At 70.2% G+C, this 17,525-nt stretch carries 16 protein-coding genes; all 16 read right to left on the reverse strand.

Annotated features, from left to right (window positions below):
• Positions 1–44: 44 nt before the first annotated feature.
• Positions 45–1,241, reverse strand: coding sequence for a fumarylacetoacetate hydrolase family protein (locus tag AC1HIL_RS33640; RefSeq protein WP_479669036.1), 1,197 nt, complete (start codon positions 1,239–1,241; stop codon positions 45–47).
• Position 1,242: 1 nt separating this feature from the next.
• A complete protein-coding gene (locus tag AC1HIL_RS33645) occupies positions 1,243–2,010 on the reverse strand; it encodes an enoyl-CoA hydratase/isomerase family protein (RefSeq protein ID WP_479669035.1) in 768 nt (255 codons plus the stop codon).
• A 32-nt stretch (positions 2,011–2,042) separates the two neighbouring features.
• Positions 2,043–3,185: a carbohydrate ABC transporter substrate-binding protein gene (locus AC1HIL_RS33650; protein ID WP_479669034.1), complete on the reverse strand. Its 1,143-nt coding sequence runs from the start codon at positions 3,183–3,185 to the stop codon at positions 2,043–2,045.
• Positions 3,182–4,387: a CaiB/BaiF CoA transferase family protein gene (locus AC1HIL_RS33655; RefSeq protein ID WP_057590040.1), complete on the reverse strand. Its 1,206-nt coding sequence runs from the start codon at positions 4,385–4,387 to the stop codon at positions 3,182–3,184. Before AC1HIL_RS33655 ends, AC1HIL_RS33650 begins: the two co-directional genes overlap by 4 nt.
• Before the next feature lie 35 nt (positions 4,388–4,422).
• On the reverse strand, positions 4,423–5,604 hold the full coding sequence (locus AC1HIL_RS33660; RefSeq protein WP_057590041.1) for an ABC transporter ATP-binding protein: 1,182 nt from the start codon (positions 5,602–5,604) through the stop codon (positions 4,423–4,425).
• A 170-nt stretch (positions 5,605–5,774) separates the two neighbouring features.
• Positions 5,775–6,605: a carbohydrate ABC transporter permease gene (locus tag AC1HIL_RS33665; protein WP_057590042.1), complete on the reverse strand. Its 831-nt coding sequence runs from the start codon at positions 6,603–6,605 to the stop codon at positions 5,775–5,777.
• A complete protein-coding gene (locus AC1HIL_RS33670; RefSeq protein ID WP_296729392.1) occupies positions 6,605–7,555 on the reverse strand; it encodes a carbohydrate ABC transporter permease in 951 nt (316 codons plus the stop codon). The genes AC1HIL_RS33665 and AC1HIL_RS33670 overlap by 1 nt, the downstream gene beginning before the upstream one ends.
• Positions 7,556–7,577: 22 nt before the next feature.
• Positions 7,578–8,834 carry an ABC transporter substrate-binding protein gene (locus AC1HIL_RS33675; RefSeq protein ID WP_479669033.1) on the reverse strand — a complete coding sequence of 419 codons (1,257 nt, stop codon included), beginning with the start codon at positions 8,832–8,834 and terminating at the stop codon, positions 7,578–7,580.
• A 201-nt stretch (positions 8,835–9,035) separates the two neighbouring features.
• Positions 9,036–9,797 carry an SDR family NAD(P)-dependent oxidoreductase gene (locus AC1HIL_RS33680; protein ID WP_296729389.1) on the reverse strand — a complete coding sequence of 254 codons (762 nt, stop codon included), beginning with the start codon at positions 9,795–9,797 and terminating at the stop codon, positions 9,036–9,038.
• 41 nt (positions 9,798–9,838) lie between these two features.
• Positions 9,839–10,900 carry a LacI family DNA-binding transcriptional regulator gene (locus AC1HIL_RS33685; RefSeq protein WP_057590045.1) on the reverse strand — a complete coding sequence of 354 codons (1,062 nt, stop codon included), beginning with the start codon at positions 10,898–10,900 and terminating at the stop codon, positions 9,839–9,841.
• A 72-nt stretch (positions 10,901–10,972) separates the two neighbouring features.
• Positions 10,973–12,145, reverse strand: a complete 1,173-nt coding sequence (locus AC1HIL_RS33690; protein WP_479669032.1) for an aldose 1-epimerase family protein — start codon at positions 12,143–12,145, stop codon at positions 10,973–10,975.
• Entirely contained in the window at positions 12,142–13,053 is a 912-nt protein-coding gene (locus AC1HIL_RS33695; RefSeq protein WP_093345684.1) for a sugar phosphate isomerase/epimerase family protein, read from the reverse strand. Before AC1HIL_RS33695 ends, AC1HIL_RS33690 begins: the two co-directional genes overlap by 4 nt.
• Before the next feature lie 50 nt (positions 13,054–13,103).
• A complete protein-coding gene (locus tag AC1HIL_RS33700) occupies positions 13,104–14,231 on the reverse strand; it encodes a Gfo/Idh/MocA family protein (RefSeq protein WP_057590048.1) in 1,128 nt (375 codons plus the stop codon).
• A 137-nt stretch (positions 14,232–14,368) separates the two neighbouring features.
• Positions 14,369–15,013, reverse strand: coding sequence for a glutathione S-transferase family protein (locus AC1HIL_RS33705; protein WP_479669031.1), 645 nt, complete (start codon positions 15,011–15,013; stop codon positions 14,369–14,371).
• A 9-nt stretch (positions 15,014–15,022) separates the two neighbouring features.
• Positions 15,023–16,837 carry a 2Fe-2S iron-sulfur cluster-binding protein gene (locus tag AC1HIL_RS33710; RefSeq protein WP_479669030.1) on the reverse strand — a complete coding sequence of 605 codons (1,815 nt, stop codon included), beginning with the start codon at positions 16,835–16,837 and terminating at the stop codon, positions 15,023–15,025.
• Positions 16,830–17,516, reverse strand: coding sequence for a Rieske 2Fe-2S domain-containing protein (locus tag AC1HIL_RS33715; RefSeq protein WP_479669029.1), 687 nt, complete (start codon positions 17,514–17,516; stop codon positions 16,830–16,832). Before AC1HIL_RS33715 ends, AC1HIL_RS33710 begins: the two co-directional genes overlap by 8 nt.
• Between the last annotated feature and the right edge of the window lie 9 nt (positions 17,517–17,525).

Consider the following 17,525-nt stretch of genomic DNA (forward strand, 5'->3'; position numbering starts at 1 on the left):
GTGGCCCGGATTCTGCCGCCAAGCGCGCCCGGCCACCGCCGCGCTCAAAGCCGCCCGCGCGCGGCGAGGTTGCGCATCAGCGCGCCGATGCCGAAGGTCCACGGCGCAATGCGGTCGCTGCGGCCGACCCGGTTGAACAGCGTGCCCAGCCGCTCGGCGCGGATCGCGACGCGGTCGCCCTCGTGGTGGGTGAAGCCGGCGCCCGGCGCGTCGCGGTCCTGGATCGGCGCGAACATGGTGCCGCAGAACAGCAGGATGCCGTCGGGGTACTGGTGGTGCGCGCCCATGGCGTGGCGCACCAGCTCGAGCGGATCGCGGCTGATCTGCGCCATCGAGCTCGAGCCCTCGAGCACGAAGCCGTCCTCGCCTTCCACGCGCAGTTCGACCACGGTGGCGCGCAGGTCGTCGATGCCGTAGTGGGCATCGAACAGGCGGATGAACGGGCCGATGGCGCACGAGGCGTTGTTGTCCTTGGCCTTGCCCAGCAGCAGCGCGCTGCGGCCCTCGAAGTCGCGCAGGTTGACGTCGTTGCCGAGCGCGGCACCGACGGTCCGGCCGCGGCTGTCGACGGCGAGCACGACCTCGGGCTCGGGGTTGTTCCAGGTCGAGCCCGGATGCAGGCCCACCTGCACGCCGGTGCCCACCGAGGCCAGCGGCGCGGCCTTGGTGAAGACCTCGGCATCGGGCCCGATGCCGACCTCGAGGTACTGCGACCACAGGCCCTGCGCGAGCAGCACCTGCTTGAGCTGCATGGCCTCGGGCGAGCCCGGCACGATGCCCGAGAGGTCGTCGCCGACCACGGCCACCACCTGGCGGCGCACCGCCTCGGCGCGGCTCGCGTCGCCGCGCGCCTGTTCCTCGATCACGCGCTCGACCATGCTGGCCGCGAAGGTCACGCCGGCCGCTTTCACCACCTGCAGGTCGTTGGGTGCGAGCAGGTGGCGCCGCGCGGGATCGGGGCCGTGCGCGGCGGTGCTCGCGAGCCAGTCGGCCAGCGTGCCGAGCGGCACGCCCTCGGCATCGCGCACCGCGGCGGCCGCGTCCTCGCGCTCGAGCAGCGCCGAGACGGTGGGCGCGAGCGCGCCGATGTCGACCAGTTGGCCCTCGCGCACCGTCACCAGCGTCGGGCCGCCCTCTTCGCCGTTCCCGCCCGGCAACCAGGCGCGGCCCACGAGCAGCGCCCTTTCCGCATCGACGGGCAGCGTGGCCGCGGCATCGACCATGTCGGGAATCGCCTGCATCTCAGCGCCCCTCGAACACGGCCGGACGGCGTGCCTTGAAGGCCGCGCGGCCTTCCGTCGCGTCCTCGGTCGCGAAGCACACGGTCTGCAGGTCGCGTTCGTACTGGATCGCGGTCTCCAGCGGCATCGCATAGGCGGCGCGCAGGTTGGCCTTGGCGGTCTCGACCGCGATCGGCGGGCGGCTCGCGATGGTGGCGGCAATGGCCTGCGCGCGCGCCAGCAGCTCGGTGGCCGGCACCAGCTCGCTCACCAGGCCCCACTGCAGCGCCTGCTGCGCGCCGATGGGATCGCCGCCCATCAGCATCAGCGCGGTGTTCGAGGCGCCGATGCTGTGCGCGAGCATGTACGACATGCCGCCGCCGCCGATCCAGCCGAGCTTGACCTCGGGCGCGCCGAAGCGCGCGTGCTCGGCCGCGATGCGGATGTCGCAGGACATGGCGGTCTCGAGGCCGCCGCCGAGCGCATAGCCGTTGATGGCGCAGACCACGGGCTTGCGCAGCGCGCGGATCGCGTCGCAGTAGTCGGGCCGGTTGCGGAAGGTCCAGGGCGTGTCGTAGCCGTCGAGCTCGGCGATGTCGCTGCCGGCGCAGAAGGCCTTCTCGCCGGCGCCCGTGATGACGACGGCGCGCACGTCGGCGCGCGCGTTGCAGTCCTTCACGTGGGCGACCAGCGCATCGGCCATCTCGGGCGTGACGGCGTTGAGCTTCTCGGGGCGGTTGAGGATCAGGGTCGCGACCCGGTCGCGGACCTCGAAGAGGATGTGGTTCATGGCGGAGGTGGACTGAAGAAGGGAAGACGGGCTCAGACTTCGCTGCCCGCGGGCCGGTGGTTCTGGTAGAGCGTTTGCAGCCGCTCGAGCGCGGCCCTGGCCGCGAGCCGGTCGGCGAGCATCTCGCGCACCAGCGCCGAGGCCGCGGTCTGGAACGGGATGTAGCCCGGATGGCGTGGCCGCACGATCGCGGCTTCGAGCGTGGCCTCGGTCTGCGCGAAGAAGCCGTTCCACGCGGCATTGACACGCGCGTTGCTCCACGCGCTGCGCGCGCTCGGCTGGCCGTCGGCGAAGGGAATGAAGTCTTCCTGCATCGCCGGGCTCATCAGCGCGACGAGGTGGGCGCGCAGCGCATCGCCGACCGTCGCGCGCCGGCTCACCGCGAGGCCGGTGCCGCCGAGCGTCGAACCGAGGCCGTGCGAACCGGCGGGCACGTCGGCGAAGTGCAGCGGCTGCGTGCCGGCGCAGGCCACCGCATAGTTGACGTAGCCGTAGACCAGCGGGCAGTACACGGCCCGCGCATCGCGCGACATCGCATCGAGGATGCCGATCGGGTTGAGCCCGGCCCAGCCGCGGAAGGCCAGCGCATGCAGCTCCGACAGCAGCTCCCAGGCCGTGGTGGCACCCTGCCCCGTGAACAGCCGGCCGGGCTCGCTGCCCGCGGGCGCATCGCCGTGCGCGGCCGCCATGCTGAACAGCGAGAGCGCCGCATGCGGGCCGGCCAGCGACAGGCACACCGGCTGGCGCGCGGCCAGCGCGAGCACCTCGGTCCAACTGCGCGGCAGCGGGCCCTCGAGCCGGTCGGTGCGCGCCACCGCCACCTGCGTGGCGGCATCGAGCGGCAGCGCCCAGTGCACGCCCGCATAGCGGTAGCTGTCGAACGAGCGGCCGATGCTCTGCGCGCGCCAGCGCGCGAGCTCGTCGGCCGCGAACAGCGACTCGAGCGGCTGCAGGCAGTCGCCGGCCACCGCGTCGCCGATGTGCGGATGGTCGAGCACGATCAGGTCGTAGCGCTCGGCGAGGTCCTCGATCGGATGCGACTCGAAGCCCTCGAGCGGCTGGCGCTCCCAGTGCAGGTCGAGGCCCTCGGCGCGCGCGCGTTCGGCCGCGCGCTCGAGCGCGACGTAGCCGCGCGGATGGTCCCAGGTCAGGCCCTTGATCGGCGCGCCGCTCACAGCGTCTCTTCCCCGATCACCTTGGCCGCGAGCAGGCCGTCGATGCGCTCGGTGCTCCAGCCCAGCTCGCCGAGGATCTCGCGTGTGTGCTGGCCCGCCAGCGGCGCGCCGCGGCGCACGCTCGAGGGCGTGCGCGTGAACTTGATCGGGAAGCCCGGGGTCTTCACCTTGCCCTCGGTCGGATGCTCGTACTCGACGAAGGTGCCGTTGTGGACGATCTGCGGATCGTTCATGACGTCGGCATAGCCGTACACCGGACCGGCCCAGATGTCGGCCGCGCGGAACACAGCGAGCCACTCGGCGGTGGCGCGGTGGCGCAGCTTCTCGCGCGTGATCGAGAAGATCTCGTCGCGCCGCGCGAAGGTGTCGCGCTCGTCGTCGAAGTCGGCCAGCACCGGTGCGCCGATGGCCTGCGCGAGCGCCGCCATCTTCGGGAAGGCCAGCGCGAGGAAGCCGTCCTGCGTGGCGAACACGCCGTAGGGCGCGCGGATGTAGACGTGGGCATGAGGCTCGGCCGTGCGCTCCTGCGGCTTGCCGGCCACGCTGAACACCGACAGCTCCTGCATCTGCAGCGCGACGATCGCATCGAGCATGTTGACCTGCACCAGCTGGCCCTCGCCGCTGCGCTCGCGGTGCAGCAGCGCGGCGATCACGGCCTCGAAGGCGGTCGAGGCCGTGATGGCGTCGACCAGGTACTGGCCCGCCGGCGACGGCGGCTCGCCGGCGCGGCCGGTGGAGAGCATGGCGCCGCTCATCGCCTGCAGCAGCAGGTCCTGCCCGGGCCAGAGCTTGTAGGGGCCGTCCTCGCCGTAGCCCGACATCGAGACGTAGACCAGCCGCGGGTTGATCTTCGACAGCGTGGCGTAGTCCACGCCCAGGCGCTCGGCCACGCCGGGGCGGTAGTTCTGCAGGAACACGTCGGAGCCGCGCACCAGCTCGTAGAGCGCGTCGCGGCCCTCGTCGCTCTTGAGGTCGACCGCGAGGCTGCGCTTGTTGCGGTTGAGCGAGAGGAAGGAGACGTTGATGCGGTTGCCGCGCGCGCCGCCGGCCGAGACATGGCGCTGCCATTCGCCGGCGACCGGCTCGACCTTGATGACGTCGGCGCCCAGGTCGCCCAGGCGCTGGGCCGCGAAGGGGCCGGCCATGGCGATGGAGCAGTCGAGGACGCGGAAGCCCTCGAGGATGGCGGAGGATTTGTTCATGGAGTGTGTTTTGGCGATGAGGGGTGGGGAAGAATTCAGTGCGTGCGCGGCGCGGCGGCGAGGTTGCGGCCCGTGGCGGCATCGAACAGCACGGCCTGCGTGGCATCGAAGCCGACCGCGACCGGATCGCCGTTCGCGAGGTCGGTGTAGCCCGGCACCGTGACCATCAGGTCGGCGTTCGCGGCGCCTTCCTCGTCGTGCAGCGTGCGGGCGTCGGCGAGCGCGACCGCCACCAGCGACTCGGCGCCGACGTGCTCGACCAGCGCGATGCGCCCGGCCAGGCCCTGGCCGCCGCGCGCCACCGTCAGCGCGTTCGGCCGCAGGCCGAGCACCACGGCGGCGCCGGGCGCGGCCAGGCCGCGCAGGTGCGCGGGCAGCGGCATCGTGGCCTCGCCGCCGAGCGCGAGCGCGCTGCCGTCGGCGTTCACCGTGGCCTGCAGCAGGTTCATCGGCGGCGTGCCGATGAAGCGCGCCACGTAGAGGTTGGCGGGCGCCTCGTAGATCTCGCGCGGGCTGCCGAACTGCTGCACCACGCCGTCCTTGAGCAGCGCGATGCGCGTGCCCATGGTCATCGCCTCGACCTGGTCGTGCGTGACGTAGACGAAGGTGCCGCCCACGCGCTGATGCAGCTTCGAGATCTCGGCGCGCATGGTGGTGCGCAGCTTCGCGTCGAGGTTCGACAGCGGCTCGTCCATCAGGAACACCTGCGGCTCGCGCACCATCGCGCGGCCGAGCGCCACGCGCTGGCGCTGGCCGCCCGAGAGCGTGCGCGGGTACTTGTCGAGCCAGTCGGTCAGCGCCAGCGTGCGCGCGGTGCGCTCCACCAACTGCGAGACCTCGGGCGAGCGCTCGATGCGCCGCTTGGCCATGCCGCCGAGCAGCGGGATGTGGAACCACCAGCGGTGCTGCCGCATGATCAGCGGAAACGCGATGTTGCGCCGCACCGTCATGTGCGGATAGAGCGCATAGGACTGGAACACGAAGGCGATGTCGCGTTCGGTCGGCGGCAGTTCGTCGACGCGGCGCTCGGCGATGTGGATCTCGCCGCCGCTGATGCTCTCGAGGCCGGCGAGCATGCGCAGCAGGGTCGACTTGCCGCAACCGGAGGGGCCGAGCAGCACGAGGAATTCCCCGTCGGGCACGTCGATCGACACGCCCTTGACGACATGCTTGTCGGCGAAGTTCTTGGTGATGTCCTGGAGCTTGATGGAAGCCATGGATTGAAGATCTATGTGCGTTTGGATATTCGGATTCGACGGGCGCTCAGAAGGCGTGAAGGAACCGTCGCGAGCGCCCCGAGGTCGCGTCGAGGACCGGAGCCGTACTCAGGTACGGCGAGGACCGCAGACGCGAGATCGGGGTGCGCAGCAGGTTCATTCATGCCTTCTCAGCCCTTGACGCTGCCGGCCGTCATGCCGGAGACGACGTGGCGCTGCACGATCAGGTAGAAGACGACGGCCGGCAGCGTGTACATCACGCCCACCGCCATCACGGCATCGAGCGGCGTGCTGAGTTCGCCGATGAAGCCGGCCAGGCCGACGGAGGCCGTGTGCAGCCGCTCCTCGGTGATCAGCGTCTGCGCGAACACGTACTCGTTCCAGCCATGGAAGAAGGAGATCACCGCGGCCGCGGCCAGCGTGGGCGCGATCAGCGGCACCACCACGCCCAGCACGATGCCGATGCGCGAGCAGCCGTCCACGCGCGCGGCCTCCTCGACCTCGATCGGCACGCCGTCGATGGCGCCCTTGAGGATCCAGGTGATCACCGGCACGGTGAAGGCGGTGTTCGCGAGGATCAGGCCGCTCAGGGTGTTGAGCAGCTGCATCTGCGCGAAGATCGCGTACAGCGGCACCACCAGCATCGCCTCGGGCAGCATCTGGGTGGCGAACAGGCCGAAGCCGATCGCGCCCTTGCCGCCGAAGCGGAAGCGCGACAGCGCATAGGCCGGAAACACCGCCAGCGCGATGCTCAGCACCGTGGTGCCGATCGCGACGCAGGCGCTGTTGAAGAGCCAGCTCGCCACCGGCTTGATGGCGAACACGCTCGCATACACCGGCAGTTGCCCCAGCGAGGGCAGCAGCTGCGGCCGGTCGGCGAACAGCGCCTCGGTGGGCGTGAGCGAGGTCACCAGCATCCAGTAGATGGGGAAGGCCGCTGCGCCCAGCAGCACCAGCACCGCGAGCATGCGCAGCGCCTGTCGGCTCATGGCGGCGTGCATCAGCGCTCTCCCTCGCGTTCGGCGCGCGCGGTGTAGCGGAAGTACACCAGCGTCACGGCCAGCGCGATCGCCACGCCCACCATGCCGACGGCCGCGGCCTGGCCCAGGTGGTGGTTGACGAAGGCGCGCCGGTAGAGATCGATCACCAGCGTGTTGGTCGCGCCCACCGGCCCGCCTTGCGTGAGCAGCCAGATCAGGTCGAAGCGGCGCAGCGACCAGATGGTGGAGAACAGCGCCAGCAGCGCGACCGAGGGCCGGATGGTGGGCCACACCACGGCCTTGAACACGCTGAGCCGGTCGGCGCCGTCCATCACGGCCGCCTCGCGCAACTCGGACGGCACGCCCTGCAGCGCCGCCAGCAGCACCACCGAGGCGAACGGGAAGATCTGCCAGATGGTGGTGAGCAGCACCGCGGGCATGGCGAGCTGCATGCTGTCGAGCCAGTTCTCGCTGCCCGCGGCGATGCCGAAGAAGCGCAGCGTGTGGCCGAACACGCCGTACTGGGCGTTGTAGATCCAGATGAAGATCAGCGCCACCGCGACCGGCGGCGCGGCCCACGGGATGGTGACGGCGGCGCGCGCGATGCCGCGGCCGCGGAACGGCGCGTCGAGCAGCAGCGCCGAGGCCAGGCCCAGCCCGATCGCCGAGGCCACGCAGGCCACGGTGTACAGCAGCGTGGTGAAGATCACGCGGTGGAAATCGGGATCGTTCCAGAGGTCGGCGTAGTTCTGCAGCCCGACCCATTCGCCCTGCGAGGCCGCGAGCAGCGAGGTCGAGGTGAAGCTCAGCACCAGTTCGCGCAACAGCGGATAGCCCTGGAACACGAGCAGGTAGAGCGTGGCCGGCAGCACCAGCGCATAGGGCGCGAGCGGGTGGCCGTCGAGGCGCGCGCGGCGGCGCGCACCCTCGCGGCGGGCCACCGCGGCGGCGGAGGACAGCGTGGCGTTCATCGTCACGGGATGCGGCTCGGGTTCAGCGCTTGAGCACGCGGCTCAGCACGGTCTGCTGCGCGTCGTTCATCGCCTTGGCGGGATCGACGCCGCCCTGCAGCACCTTGATGACCTGTTCGATCACGATCTGCTGGATCTCGGGCGCCTTGACCTCGAGGCCCTGCGGCAGCGCGGGCACGCTGTTGGCGGTCTGCTGGTCGTAGACCGAGATCCAGGGCCACTTGGCGACCTCCTCGGCCGAGCGCGGCACGGCGATCGCGACGCTCGAGGCGCCGTGGATCAGCTGCAGCTCGCGCTGCGCCTCGGGCGTCAGCATCCACTGCAGGAAGGCACCGGCCGCGGCCTTGTTCTTGCTGTTGGCGTTGATGCTGATCGGCGCCAGGATCATGCCCTGCGCCTTGGTGGGAAACGGCGAAGGAGCGGCACCGAACGCGAAGCCCTTGGCCTGGGTCGCGAGGTTGGCGGCCACGCCGCCGTTGTCGACCTGCATCGCGATCTTGCCCTCGGCGAACATGCGCCGGTAGGTGGCGGCGTCGGCGCCCTTGGGGATCGCGCCGGCGTCGTAGACCTTCTTGTAGGCCGCCACGCCCTCGATCACCTTGGCGCTGTTGATGGTCGGGTTGCCCTGCTCGTCGGACCAGCGGCCGCCGAAGCCGTAGACGTAGTTGCACAGGTCATACCAGAAGCCGCCGCGCTCGGCCATGGTGGCGCGGTAGGCGTAGCCGTAGTTGCCCGCGGCGGTCGCGGCCTTGGCGGCGGCCAGGAACTCGTCGAAGTTCGAAGGCGGCGTGCCCTTGAGCAGCGCCTTGTTGTAGACCATCGCGTAGTTGCTGACCTCGAACACCACGCCGTAGCGCTTGCCGCCGATCTTCATGTACTTGTCGGGACCCGTGAGCGGGAAGGCACCGTCGGCGATCACGTCGTCGATGGGCACGAGGCGCTTGGCATCGACCGCGGCATAGAACTCGGGCAGGTCGAAGCGCACGAGGTCGGGGCCGGCATTGCCGCCCATCTGCGTGAAGACGGTGCTCGCGAAGGACGAGAACGGGATCGTGACGGGCTGGATCTCGACCTTGTCCTGGCTCTGGTTGAACTTGCCGATCCAGGCGCGCATCTTCTCGCCGCGGCCGGGCTCGGCGAAGCTCGATGCGGCGAAGGTCACGACCTGCTTGCCGGCGGCCTGCGCCTGGGCGCTGCCCGCGGCGAGCAGCTGCAGGGCCGGAACGATGGCGATCGCGGCGAGGGCCGCGCGGCGGCCGGTGAAAAGGCGTTGCTTCATGTGTGTCTGTCTCCGATGACGGCAGGCCCTGCCGTGGGATTCGAGGCGTCCGGCCGAAACCGTCGCGCTGCTGTTGGTGAGATTATTAGCGCTAACTGTTAGCGCTAACAAGTACGACTTTAGCGTTCCGGCCCGTGGCTGCGATCACGGGATTTCCCTAGCTGCTGGTGGTATCGAGCGGAAAGGCGGGGGCTTCGGCGGCTACTGCATCACCCAGCCGCCATCGACGTTGAGCGTCTGGCCGGTGACGAAGCCGCTGCCCTCGGCCGCGAAGAACAGCATCGCGTTCGCGATGTCCTCGGGCGCGCCGCGGCGCTTGACCGACTGGTGCTCGAGCACGAAGCGCTCGTAGCCCTCGGGGTCGGGATGGATCTTCTCGGCATCGGTCGGGAAGGCGCCCGGCGACACCGCGTTGACCGTGATGCCATGCGGCCCGAGCTCGCGCGCCATCGCGCGCGTCATGCCCAGCAGCGCGCCCTTGGAGGTGACGTAGGGCAGCAGCAGCGGCCAGCCGCCGTACATCGTGATGCTGACGACGTTGACGATGCGGCCGAAGCGCTGGCGCTTCATGTGCGGCAGCGCGGCCTGCACGCAGACCAGCGCCGCGTCGACGTTCACGCCCTGCACGCGGCGATGCTCCTCGACGCTGAACTCCTCGATGCTGCGCGAGGGATAAATGGCGGCGTTGTTGATCAGCACGTCGATGCCGCCCTGGGCCTCGAACAGCGCGGCCAGTTGCGCCGCGAGCGCGCCGAGGTCGGCGAGGTCGCCCTGCACGAAGCGCAGCCGCGCGCGCACCTCGGCGCCCTCGCCCTCCCCGGCCGCAACCAGGCGCTCGCCCTTGGCCGGATCGATGTCCAGCGCCAGCACCTGCGCGCCCGCGCGCGCGAAAGCCCAGCAGATGCTGGTGCCGAGTCCGCCGGCGGCGCCGGTCACCAGCACCTTCTTGCCTGTCATGTCCATGGTCGTGTCGTGTCTTTGAAGTCGTAGGAGGAAAGGAGGGATCAGGGCAGGTTCTCGCGCACCGCGATGCCGGCGCGCACCGGCTCCACGCCCGCGAGCGCATCGCGCCCCGCGCGCAGGTTGGCGAAGATGCGCACGCAGTTCATCACCTCGGTCTGCGGGTTCTGGTTGATGGCCGCGTCGAGCGTGCCGTCGATCAGCATGGCGCGGGTGTCGGGCGTGATCTCGTGGCCGATGAAGACCACCTTGCGGTCGAGACCGGCCTCCTTGAGCGCGCGGCCGATGCCCTCGGAGGCGCCGCCGATGTTGTAGAGCGCCACCAGGTCGGTGTGCTGGCGCAGCAAGGTGCGCGCCTGGCGGTAGTTCTGCGCCACGTCGTCGTGGCCCTCGCGCAGGCCCACCACGCGCAGCCCCGGGAACTGCTCGGCCAGCACCTGCAGGAAGCCGACCTCGCGCTCCTCGTGGCCGCGGTAGCTGAGGCTGCCCGCGATCAGGCCGACCTTGCCCGACTTGCGGTCGAGCATGCGGCCCATGAGGTAGCCCGCGGTGCGGCCGGCCGCATGGTTGTCGATGCCCACGTAGGCGGCGCGCCGCGAGCCCGGCAGGTCCGACAGCAGCGTGAGCAGGTGCACGCCCTGGTCGGCCAGCGAGGCGACGGCCTCGCGCACGGCAGGATGCTCGAGCGGCACGAAGGCGATGCCGTCGCATTGCCGGCCATGGCGCAGCAGCCGCGCGGCGAGCACCTCGGCATCGAAGCCTTCGATCTCGACGCGGCGGCAGCGCACGTTGAAGGGCTCGAGCTGCTTCTCGACGATGCCGACGTAGTCGCCGAGCATGCGGATGAACTGGTTGGTGCCGGCCGGCAGCAGGAATATCAGCTCCATCGGCCGCGGCCGCAGCACCTGGTGCAGGCTCTCGTCGGGCAGGTAGCCCAGCTGCGCGGCCGCGCGCACCACGCGCTGCACCGTGGCCGAGCGCACGCCCTTGCGCGCATGCAGCGCGCGGTCGGCCGTGGCCTTGGAAACGCCGGCCACGCGCGCGACGTCGGCCAGGCGCGAGCGGCCGGGGGCCTCGGCGGGGGGCGTCGATGTCTTCGTCTTCATGTCGCCGAGTATTCCGCGCAACGAAACGCCCTGCCGCGATGTCCGCACCGGCTCGCCCATCTTCTTCGCGCCTCAGTCCCAGCGGCCGGTGATGGCCGGGTACTCGTCGGCGGGCTGCGCGCAGATGGCGCGCACGCGCTCCTCGAAGGCCGCGATCTCGCCGCGCCCGTCGAGCACCGAGAAGCGCGTGGTGTAGCGGCGCTCGTCGCCGTGCTCGAGCCAGATCAGCTCGCCGCGCTCGCGCGCGAAGGGCTTGCCCAGCACGTGGTTGGTGCTCGGCTCGATGCCCATCGCATACTGGCCGCGCTGGTAGTTCTGCCACTGGAACTGGCACGGGAACTCGTCGCGGTTGACCTCGACCGCGAGGCCGATGCCATGGCCGCCGTCGAAGCCCTCGTTGACCAGCGCGACCGGGATGCGCCCTTGCGCATCGGCCGCCATCGCATGCTCGTAGACCTGCTCATGGAAGTCCGACTGCGGCCCGGGCTGGGTGCGATAGCCCACCGATTGCCTGCGCAATGCATCGGCATGCGCGGCCCAGGGCGTGTGGCGGATCGGCGCGATGTAGCGGCTGCCCTCGTCGAGCACCGGATGACCGGCGTTGATGTGGTAGCAGAACATGTGCGGCGTGCGGTAGAAGCCGTGGTTGACCACGCGGTCGTGCAGCGTGAAGCCGTGTTCGCCCACGCGCGCCTCGATGCGCCGCACCAGGTGCAGGTCCTCGCCGAACACGGCCGACTGCTGCACCACGCCTTCGCACCAGAGGATGCAGTCGTCGCCCTCCCAGCGCTCGCCATAGCCCGTGAGCCGCGCGGGAATGTTCGCGATGCGGCCGTGCAGGCCGCTGTCGACGCTCTGGCGCGGCGTGTAGTGGTAGTGGCCGGCCGGGTCGCTGTCCATGAACAGCGTGTGGTCGAGGCCGCAGGTCACGAGCAGGCCCGAGAAGGAACGCAGCCAGCCGAGGCCGCCCTCGTCGGCGTTCTCGTGCAGCCCCGGATGCCGGAAGCCCGTGGGCGATTGCCAGCCGATGGCGGCGCCGCGGTATTCGCAGGCGCCGACGTCCATCGCGCGGTCGACCAGCACCTGGAACGCGAAGCCGGTGCCAGTGCGGAACTCGAGGCAGCGGATGCCGCGTTCCACGCCGTCGCCCAGCGTCACCAGTCGCACGCCCGCGAACTGCGCGAGCGTGCCCGCGTATTCGCGCAGCTCGCGCCGGTTCCAGTGGCGGCCGTAGAGCTGGGTCACGCGCCGGCCTCCAGCAGCTTGTCGTCGAGGAAGCGCTTGGCGCGCGGCACGTCCGATTCGTCGAGGTGCTCGATGATGATCGGGATGTTGGGATGGTGCTGCGCAAGCCGCTTGAGGTAGAGGTCGTAGTTCAGCGCGCCGAGGCCCGGCGCCGGCAGCTCGATCTCGCCCACGCCGCGGAACTGGTGCGCCTCCGAGGCGTCGATGTCGGCGAACTTCTCGCTCTTGTCGTCGCCCGCGGCGCGCTTCACGTCCTTGGCATGCGCGATGCGGACCTTGTCGCCGAGCGCGTCGAACATCTGGTTGAGCACCTGGTCCATGCGGTCGATGTTGTGGGTCTCGAAGTAGTTGGTCGGGTCCATCAGCAGGCCCAGGCCCGGATGGTTGACGTCGGCGAACAGGCGCAGCGTCTCCTCGACCGAGCCGATGATGTTGTTGACGTAGGTCTCGACCAGGAACACCGCGCCGTGGTCGTGCGCCTCCTGCGCGAGCTCGCGCACCACCTTCACGCAGTCGGCGTAGGCGCGCTCGCTCTTGTTGTCGGGGTGCGAGGACCAGTCGCTGTCGGGGTTGACGGTGCCGGTCTCGCTGATGACGTAGGGCGTGCCGCAGTCGCGCGCATGGCGCAAGGTGGCCTTGAGGTAGTCGTTGCGGCGCTTGCGCTCGCCGGCGTCGGGGTGGACGATGTTCGTGTAGGCCGACATGCAGCTGATCGGCAGGTCGTGGCGGCGGAAGGTGTCGCGCACGCGATGGCACTTCTCGCGCGTGATGGCCTCGGGCGTGGAGAAGTCGATGTCCTTGAACGCGAGGTCGAGCTGCACGGTGTTGAAGCCCTGCGCCTTGATGCGGCGCGCGGACTCCTCGAGGGCATAGGGGAAGTAGCCGCTGAAGATGCCGACTTGGATCATGGGTTGTCTCCGATGGTTTGTGGGTGGGAATGCGGGGGAAAGCGCGCGGCTCAGACGCCGAACTCGGCCAGCGGCACCGCGCGCCGCTCTTCGAGCGAGCGGTAGCCGGCCTCGACCAGCGCCATGGTCTTCACGTTGTCGGCGACGTCGAGCATCGGCGCCTCGCCCTGGGCGAGCGCCCATTGCAGCTGTTCCATCACGCCCGCGAAGGCCTGCGGGAACCAGCGCGTGGACCAGCTCGGTGCGATCCATTCGCCGCCCGTGCCGTGGCGCGAGCTGTAGCGCAGCGTGCTCGGGCTGCCTTCGGGATAGTCGGGCCAGCCGATCGTGCCTTCGGCCACGCCCTCGGTGCCCTCGACGCGCCACTTGATGAAGATGCCGGCATCGAAACCCTCGCCGTGCGGGCCGGTCCAGACGTCCTCCATGCTGAGCGCCATCACGCCGCTGCGAAAGCGCAGGGTCGAGCAGACGATGCCGTCGCTGTGTTCGAAGCCGGTGCGCGGATCGGGCCGCGCGGCGGTGTAGATGTCCTCGGGCTCGCCGAACAGGAAGCGCAGCACGTCGAGGTGGTGCACGCTCATGTTGGCCAGCGTGAGGCGGCCGTAGCCGCGCAGGAACTCCTGCCAGTGCGGGATGGCGCGCATCTCGATGGTGGCGAGCACCGGCGTGCCGAGTTCGCCGCGATCGAGCAGCTGCTTGAGCACGCGCATCGACTGGTCGAAGCGCATGTTCTGGTTCACCGACAGCGGCTTGCCGGCCGCGCGCGCCTCCTCGGCCAGCGCGCGCGCCGTCTCGAGATCGAGCGCCAGCGGCTTCTGCGCGAGCACCGCCTTCACGTGCGGCTGCGCGAGCGCGAGGCGGATCAGCTCGGGCTGGCGGTCGGGCGGGAAGGCGATGTCGACGATCTGCACCTGCGGGTCGCGGATCAGCGCCTCGGGCGTGTCGTGCACCGTGGGGATGTTCCAGCGCTGCGCCACATCGGCCGCCTTGGAACGGGTGCGCGAGGCGATCGCCACCACGGGGAAGCCGGCCTCGCGATAGGCCGCGAGCTGCACGTCCGCCATGATGAAGCCGGCGCCGATGGCACCGATGCGAAAGTCGCGGCGGCGGATCGGCGCGTCGGGCTCGAAGCCGCGGGCATCGGCGGCCGGCGCGGCGGTCGCGCTCGTTGGGGTCATGGCTTGTCTCCTGTCCTGGGTGCTGAACGAGGCAGTGCTTTGCTGCCTCGCGACCGAGGTTAAGGGACGCGACGACCCGGACCAATCGACCGGGATGAGGTTTTTTGAGGCGAATCAGCGGGGCATCCCGCGACGCGTCAGGTGGCTTCGGCGTCGATGCCGAGCGCGAAGATGCCCGGCATGCCGATGAAGCCTGGGATCGACTTGACGCGTGCGATCCAGCGCCTGAGCGCGGGATAGCGCGTCAGCGCGATGCCGCCCTCGGGCGCGAGCGCGATGTAGGGGAAGCACGCGATGTCGGCGAGCGTGGGCGTGGCGCCGACCAGCCAGCCCTCCTCCGCGGCCTCGCGGTCGCCCAGGTGGTCCTCGATGTGCGCGAACAGCCTGTGCGCGGCCGCGCGGCAGGCCGGTGCGTCGAGGTCGTAGCCGAAGGCATCGTGCAGGCGCGCGGCCGAGGCGCTGCGCGTGATGTCCTCGGCCACGGTGAGCCACAGCATGACCCGGGCGCGGCGCTTCGGATCGGCGGGAAACCAGGTGCCGGCGCTGTCGTGGCGGCTCGCGAGGTAGACGAGGATGGCCTGCGCGTCACGCAGCACGAAGCCGTCGTCGTCGATCACCGGCAACTGACCGAAGGGATTGAGCTCGAGGAAATCGGCCTGCTTGTGTTCTCGCCCGGGGTGGAAGTTGACCGGCACGCGCTCATGGGCGATGCCGAGCAAGGCCATGAAGAGCCGCAGCTTGTAGCAGTTGCCGGACAGCTGTTCGTTGTAGAGCCTGATCATCGCGCGCCCTCAGAGATCGAGCACCAGCGTCGCGGAGCGCGACCGCGAGACGCAGGGCAGCATCTGCATGTGGGACGCCTTCTCGCCCGCGCTCAGGTACTGGTCGCGGTGATCGGGCTCGCCGTCGATGACGGTGCACAGGCAGGTGCCGCACACGCCCTGCTCGCAGCTGGTGTCGAGGTGGATGTCGATCGCGCGCAGTGCTTCGACGATGGTGGTATCGCTCGCCACCTGCACGCGGCGGCCGCTGCGTGCGAGTTCGACGGTGAAGGCGGGGCCGGTGGCCTCGACGGGCGTGGTGCGTCGGAAGTATTCGAAGTGCACGCGATCGGCGGGCCAATGGCGTTCTGCCGCGACGCGCTCGATGCATTGCATCAGCGGCGCGGGCCCGCAGGCGAACGCATGCGCGTCGCCACCGGCTTGCAGCGCCTGCCGTACCTGGTCTTCGGTCTGCTGCGGCGACAGGCCCAGGTGCAGATGCAGGTTCGTGCCCAACAGTGCTTCGAGCTCGGCGCGGTACGCGGCATGCTCGGCCGAACGGCAGAAGTAGTGCAGAACCGGCCGCTTTCCCCTTGCCGCGAGATCGCGCGCCATCGCGAGGATCGGCGTGATGCCGATGCCGCCCGCGATCAGCACCGCGTGTTCGATGCGCGGGTCGAGCCGGAAGTTGTTCTTGGGCAGCCCGATCTCGAGCTGCATGCCGGCCTGCACCGACTCGTGCAGGGCGATGGAACCGCCACGCGAATCGGCCTCGCGCTTGACGGCGATCGTGTAGCCCTCGTCGTCCTGGCCGCAGACCGAGTACTGGCGGATCTGGCCGTTCGGCAGGTGCACGTCGAGGTGCGAGCCCGCGGCGGCGCTCGGCAAGGGGCCGCGACGCGGCGAGCGCAGCCTGAACTCGACGATGTCCTGCGCCACGGTTCTTTTTTCCGCCACCTCCACGCTGAGCCGTGGCCGTGGCTCGGTGCCCTGCGCCTCGATGCCCCAGCGCAGATGGATGTCGCGCAGCCAGCGGCGGAAGGTGCTCGAGGCCGCGTCGGCGCGCGAAGGCACCTCGATGCGCGGATCGAGCGGCAGCTTCTTGTGGACGTGGTTCTCGAGGATCGGCTTGTCCTGCCCGAGGATGTTCTGCTGGAAAGCCATGATTTCGCCACTCGAGCTTTCGGCATCGAACAGGCTGATCGCGAAGTGCGCGATGCAGCGCTCTTCGTCGGTGGGCTGGATGAACAGGAAGATGATGTCGGCGAGCTCGGCCGAACGGCCCGCCGGGTGCTTGTAGAGCATCGGCGAGAACGGGTTGACGACGCGGTAGACGTAGTCGACGTCCGCCCCGCCCTTCGCATCCGCCGAGGCCAGCGGCTGGATGAACTTGCAGTCGCGGGCCCAGAGCTCCTGGCGGGCGTCGAGCTCGACCTCGTAGCCGCGCACCTCGGTCGCTTCTTCCGAGCCCAGGATATGGGCATGGACGAAGGGGAAGTGCGCCATGTCGAGGAAGTTCTCCACCACCCGCAGCGGACCGCTGTGGATGCCGAAGCCACCCATGTAGAGGAAGCGGCGCGCGGGGTTCGCGAAGGCCGCCAGTTCGAACAACGGCCTGGGCTCGTCGCCGAGGCACAGCAGGATGAAGCCGCAGTGGTCGGTGGCGTGGCAAGGCCTCGTGGGTTCGGTTTCGAACCGGGCCTCGAGCGCGCCGTCGGGCCGGCGGCGCACGTGCAGGTCGTGGCCCAGCAGTCGGGCCCGCCGGCCCGTGCCGGGCACGAGGCCGAGGCTGTCGCCGATGGCGAGCCAGTCGGACGCGATCGCGGGGTCGATGGTGTCAGGCATGTTCGCTCTCCCTCGGGGCGTGGGTCGCGGCCGTCCATCGGGCGATGTGCGTCTTGATGCTTGCGATGGCCCGTTGCTTGTCGGGGCTCGATGAGCCGCGCGCGACGAGCAGGTGGACGATCGAGGTGCCGGGCAACAGCGGCTGGATCAGCAGGGCCGATGCACCCTCCTGCCAGACGCAAGTGCTCTGCCCTCGCGACCAGCCCGCGCGTTCGATCCGCGGCACGAGGGTGTCGGCATCGAGATCGACCGTGAAGCTGCGCGACGGCACGAGGTCCTCGCCGAGGCGCGGCGGATAGCCGGCCGGCATGCGCGCGAGGCTGGCCCAGACGATGCCGTCGCTCTCGCGGCTGAGGTAGGTGCGCGCGCAGGCGGCCGGCGGGCTCGCGTCCTTCGGCGAGGAAGGCACCGACACGCAGTGGCCGTCGCGGCCGTAGCGCCAGCCGTGGTAGCGGCAGACCAGTTCTTCACCGACGACGAAGCCGAGGCTGAGCCGCACGCCGCGGTGCGGGCAGCGGTTCTCCCACACTTCCATCGCGCCCGAGGCCGAGCGCCAGAGGGCCAGTTCATGGCCGAGCAGCGTGGACTGCAGCACCTGCCCCGGGAGCAGGTTGCGCGAGAACTCCACGGGAAACCAGTCGGCGGAACTCGCCGCCGTCGCGTCTGCGGTCTGGTTCATGGCCGGGCC

The organism is Variovorax sp. ISS6, assembly GCF_056523145.1.

Excerpts from the sequence above, each read along its gene's own strand:
- AC1HIL_RS33640 (WP_479669036.1), bottom strand. The coding sequence starts at position 1,241 with ATGCAGGCGATTCCCGACATGGTCGATGCCGCGGCCACGCTGCCCGTC.
- AC1HIL_RS33645 (WP_479669035.1), bottom strand. The coding sequence starts at position 2,010 with ATGAACCACATCCTCTTCGAGGTCCGCGACCGGGTCGCGACCCTGATC.
- AC1HIL_RS33655 (WP_057590040.1), bottom strand. The coding sequence starts at position 4,387 with ATGAACAAATCCTCCGCCATCCTCGAGGGCTTCCGCGTCCTCGACTGC.
- AC1HIL_RS33660 (WP_057590041.1), bottom strand. The coding sequence starts at position 5,604 with ATGGCTTCCATCAAGCTCCAGGACATCACCAAGAACTTCGCCGACAAG.
- AC1HIL_RS33665 (WP_057590042.1), bottom strand. The coding sequence starts at position 6,605 with ATGCACGCCGCCATGAGCCGACAGGCGCTGCGCATGCTCGCGGTGCTG.
- AC1HIL_RS33670 (WP_296729392.1), bottom strand. The coding sequence starts at position 7,555 with ATGAACGCCACGCTGTCCTCCGCCGCCGCGGTGGCCCGCCGCGAGGGT.
- AC1HIL_RS33675 (WP_479669033.1), bottom strand. The coding sequence starts at position 8,834 with ATGAAGCAACGCCTTTTCACCGGCCGCCGCGCGGCCCTCGCCGCGATC.
- AC1HIL_RS33680 (WP_296729389.1), bottom strand. The coding sequence starts at position 9,797 with ATGGACATGACAGGCAAGAAGGTGCTGGTGACCGGCGCCGCCGGCGGA.
- AC1HIL_RS33685 (WP_057590045.1), bottom strand. The coding sequence starts at position 10,900 with ATGAAGACGAAGACATCGACGCCCCCCGCCGAGGCCCCCGGCCGCTCG.
- AC1HIL_RS33695 (WP_093345684.1), bottom strand. The coding sequence starts at position 13,053 with ATGATCCAAGTCGGCATCTTCAGCGGCTACTTCCCCTATGCCCTCGAG.
- AC1HIL_RS33700 (WP_057590048.1), bottom strand. The coding sequence starts at position 14,231 with ATGACCCCAACGAGCGCGACCGCCGCGCCGGCCGCCGATGCCCGCGGC.
- AC1HIL_RS33705 (WP_479669031.1), bottom strand. The coding sequence starts at position 15,013 with ATGATCAGGCTCTACAACGAACAGCTGTCCGGCAACTGCTACAAGCTG.
- AC1HIL_RS33710 (WP_479669030.1), bottom strand. The coding sequence starts at position 16,837 with ATGCCTGACACCATCGACCCCGCGATCGCGTCCGACTGGCTCGCCATC.
- AC1HIL_RS33715 (WP_479669029.1), bottom strand. The coding sequence starts at position 17,516 with ATGAACCAGACCGCAGACGCGACGGCGGCGAGTTCCGCCGACTGGTTT.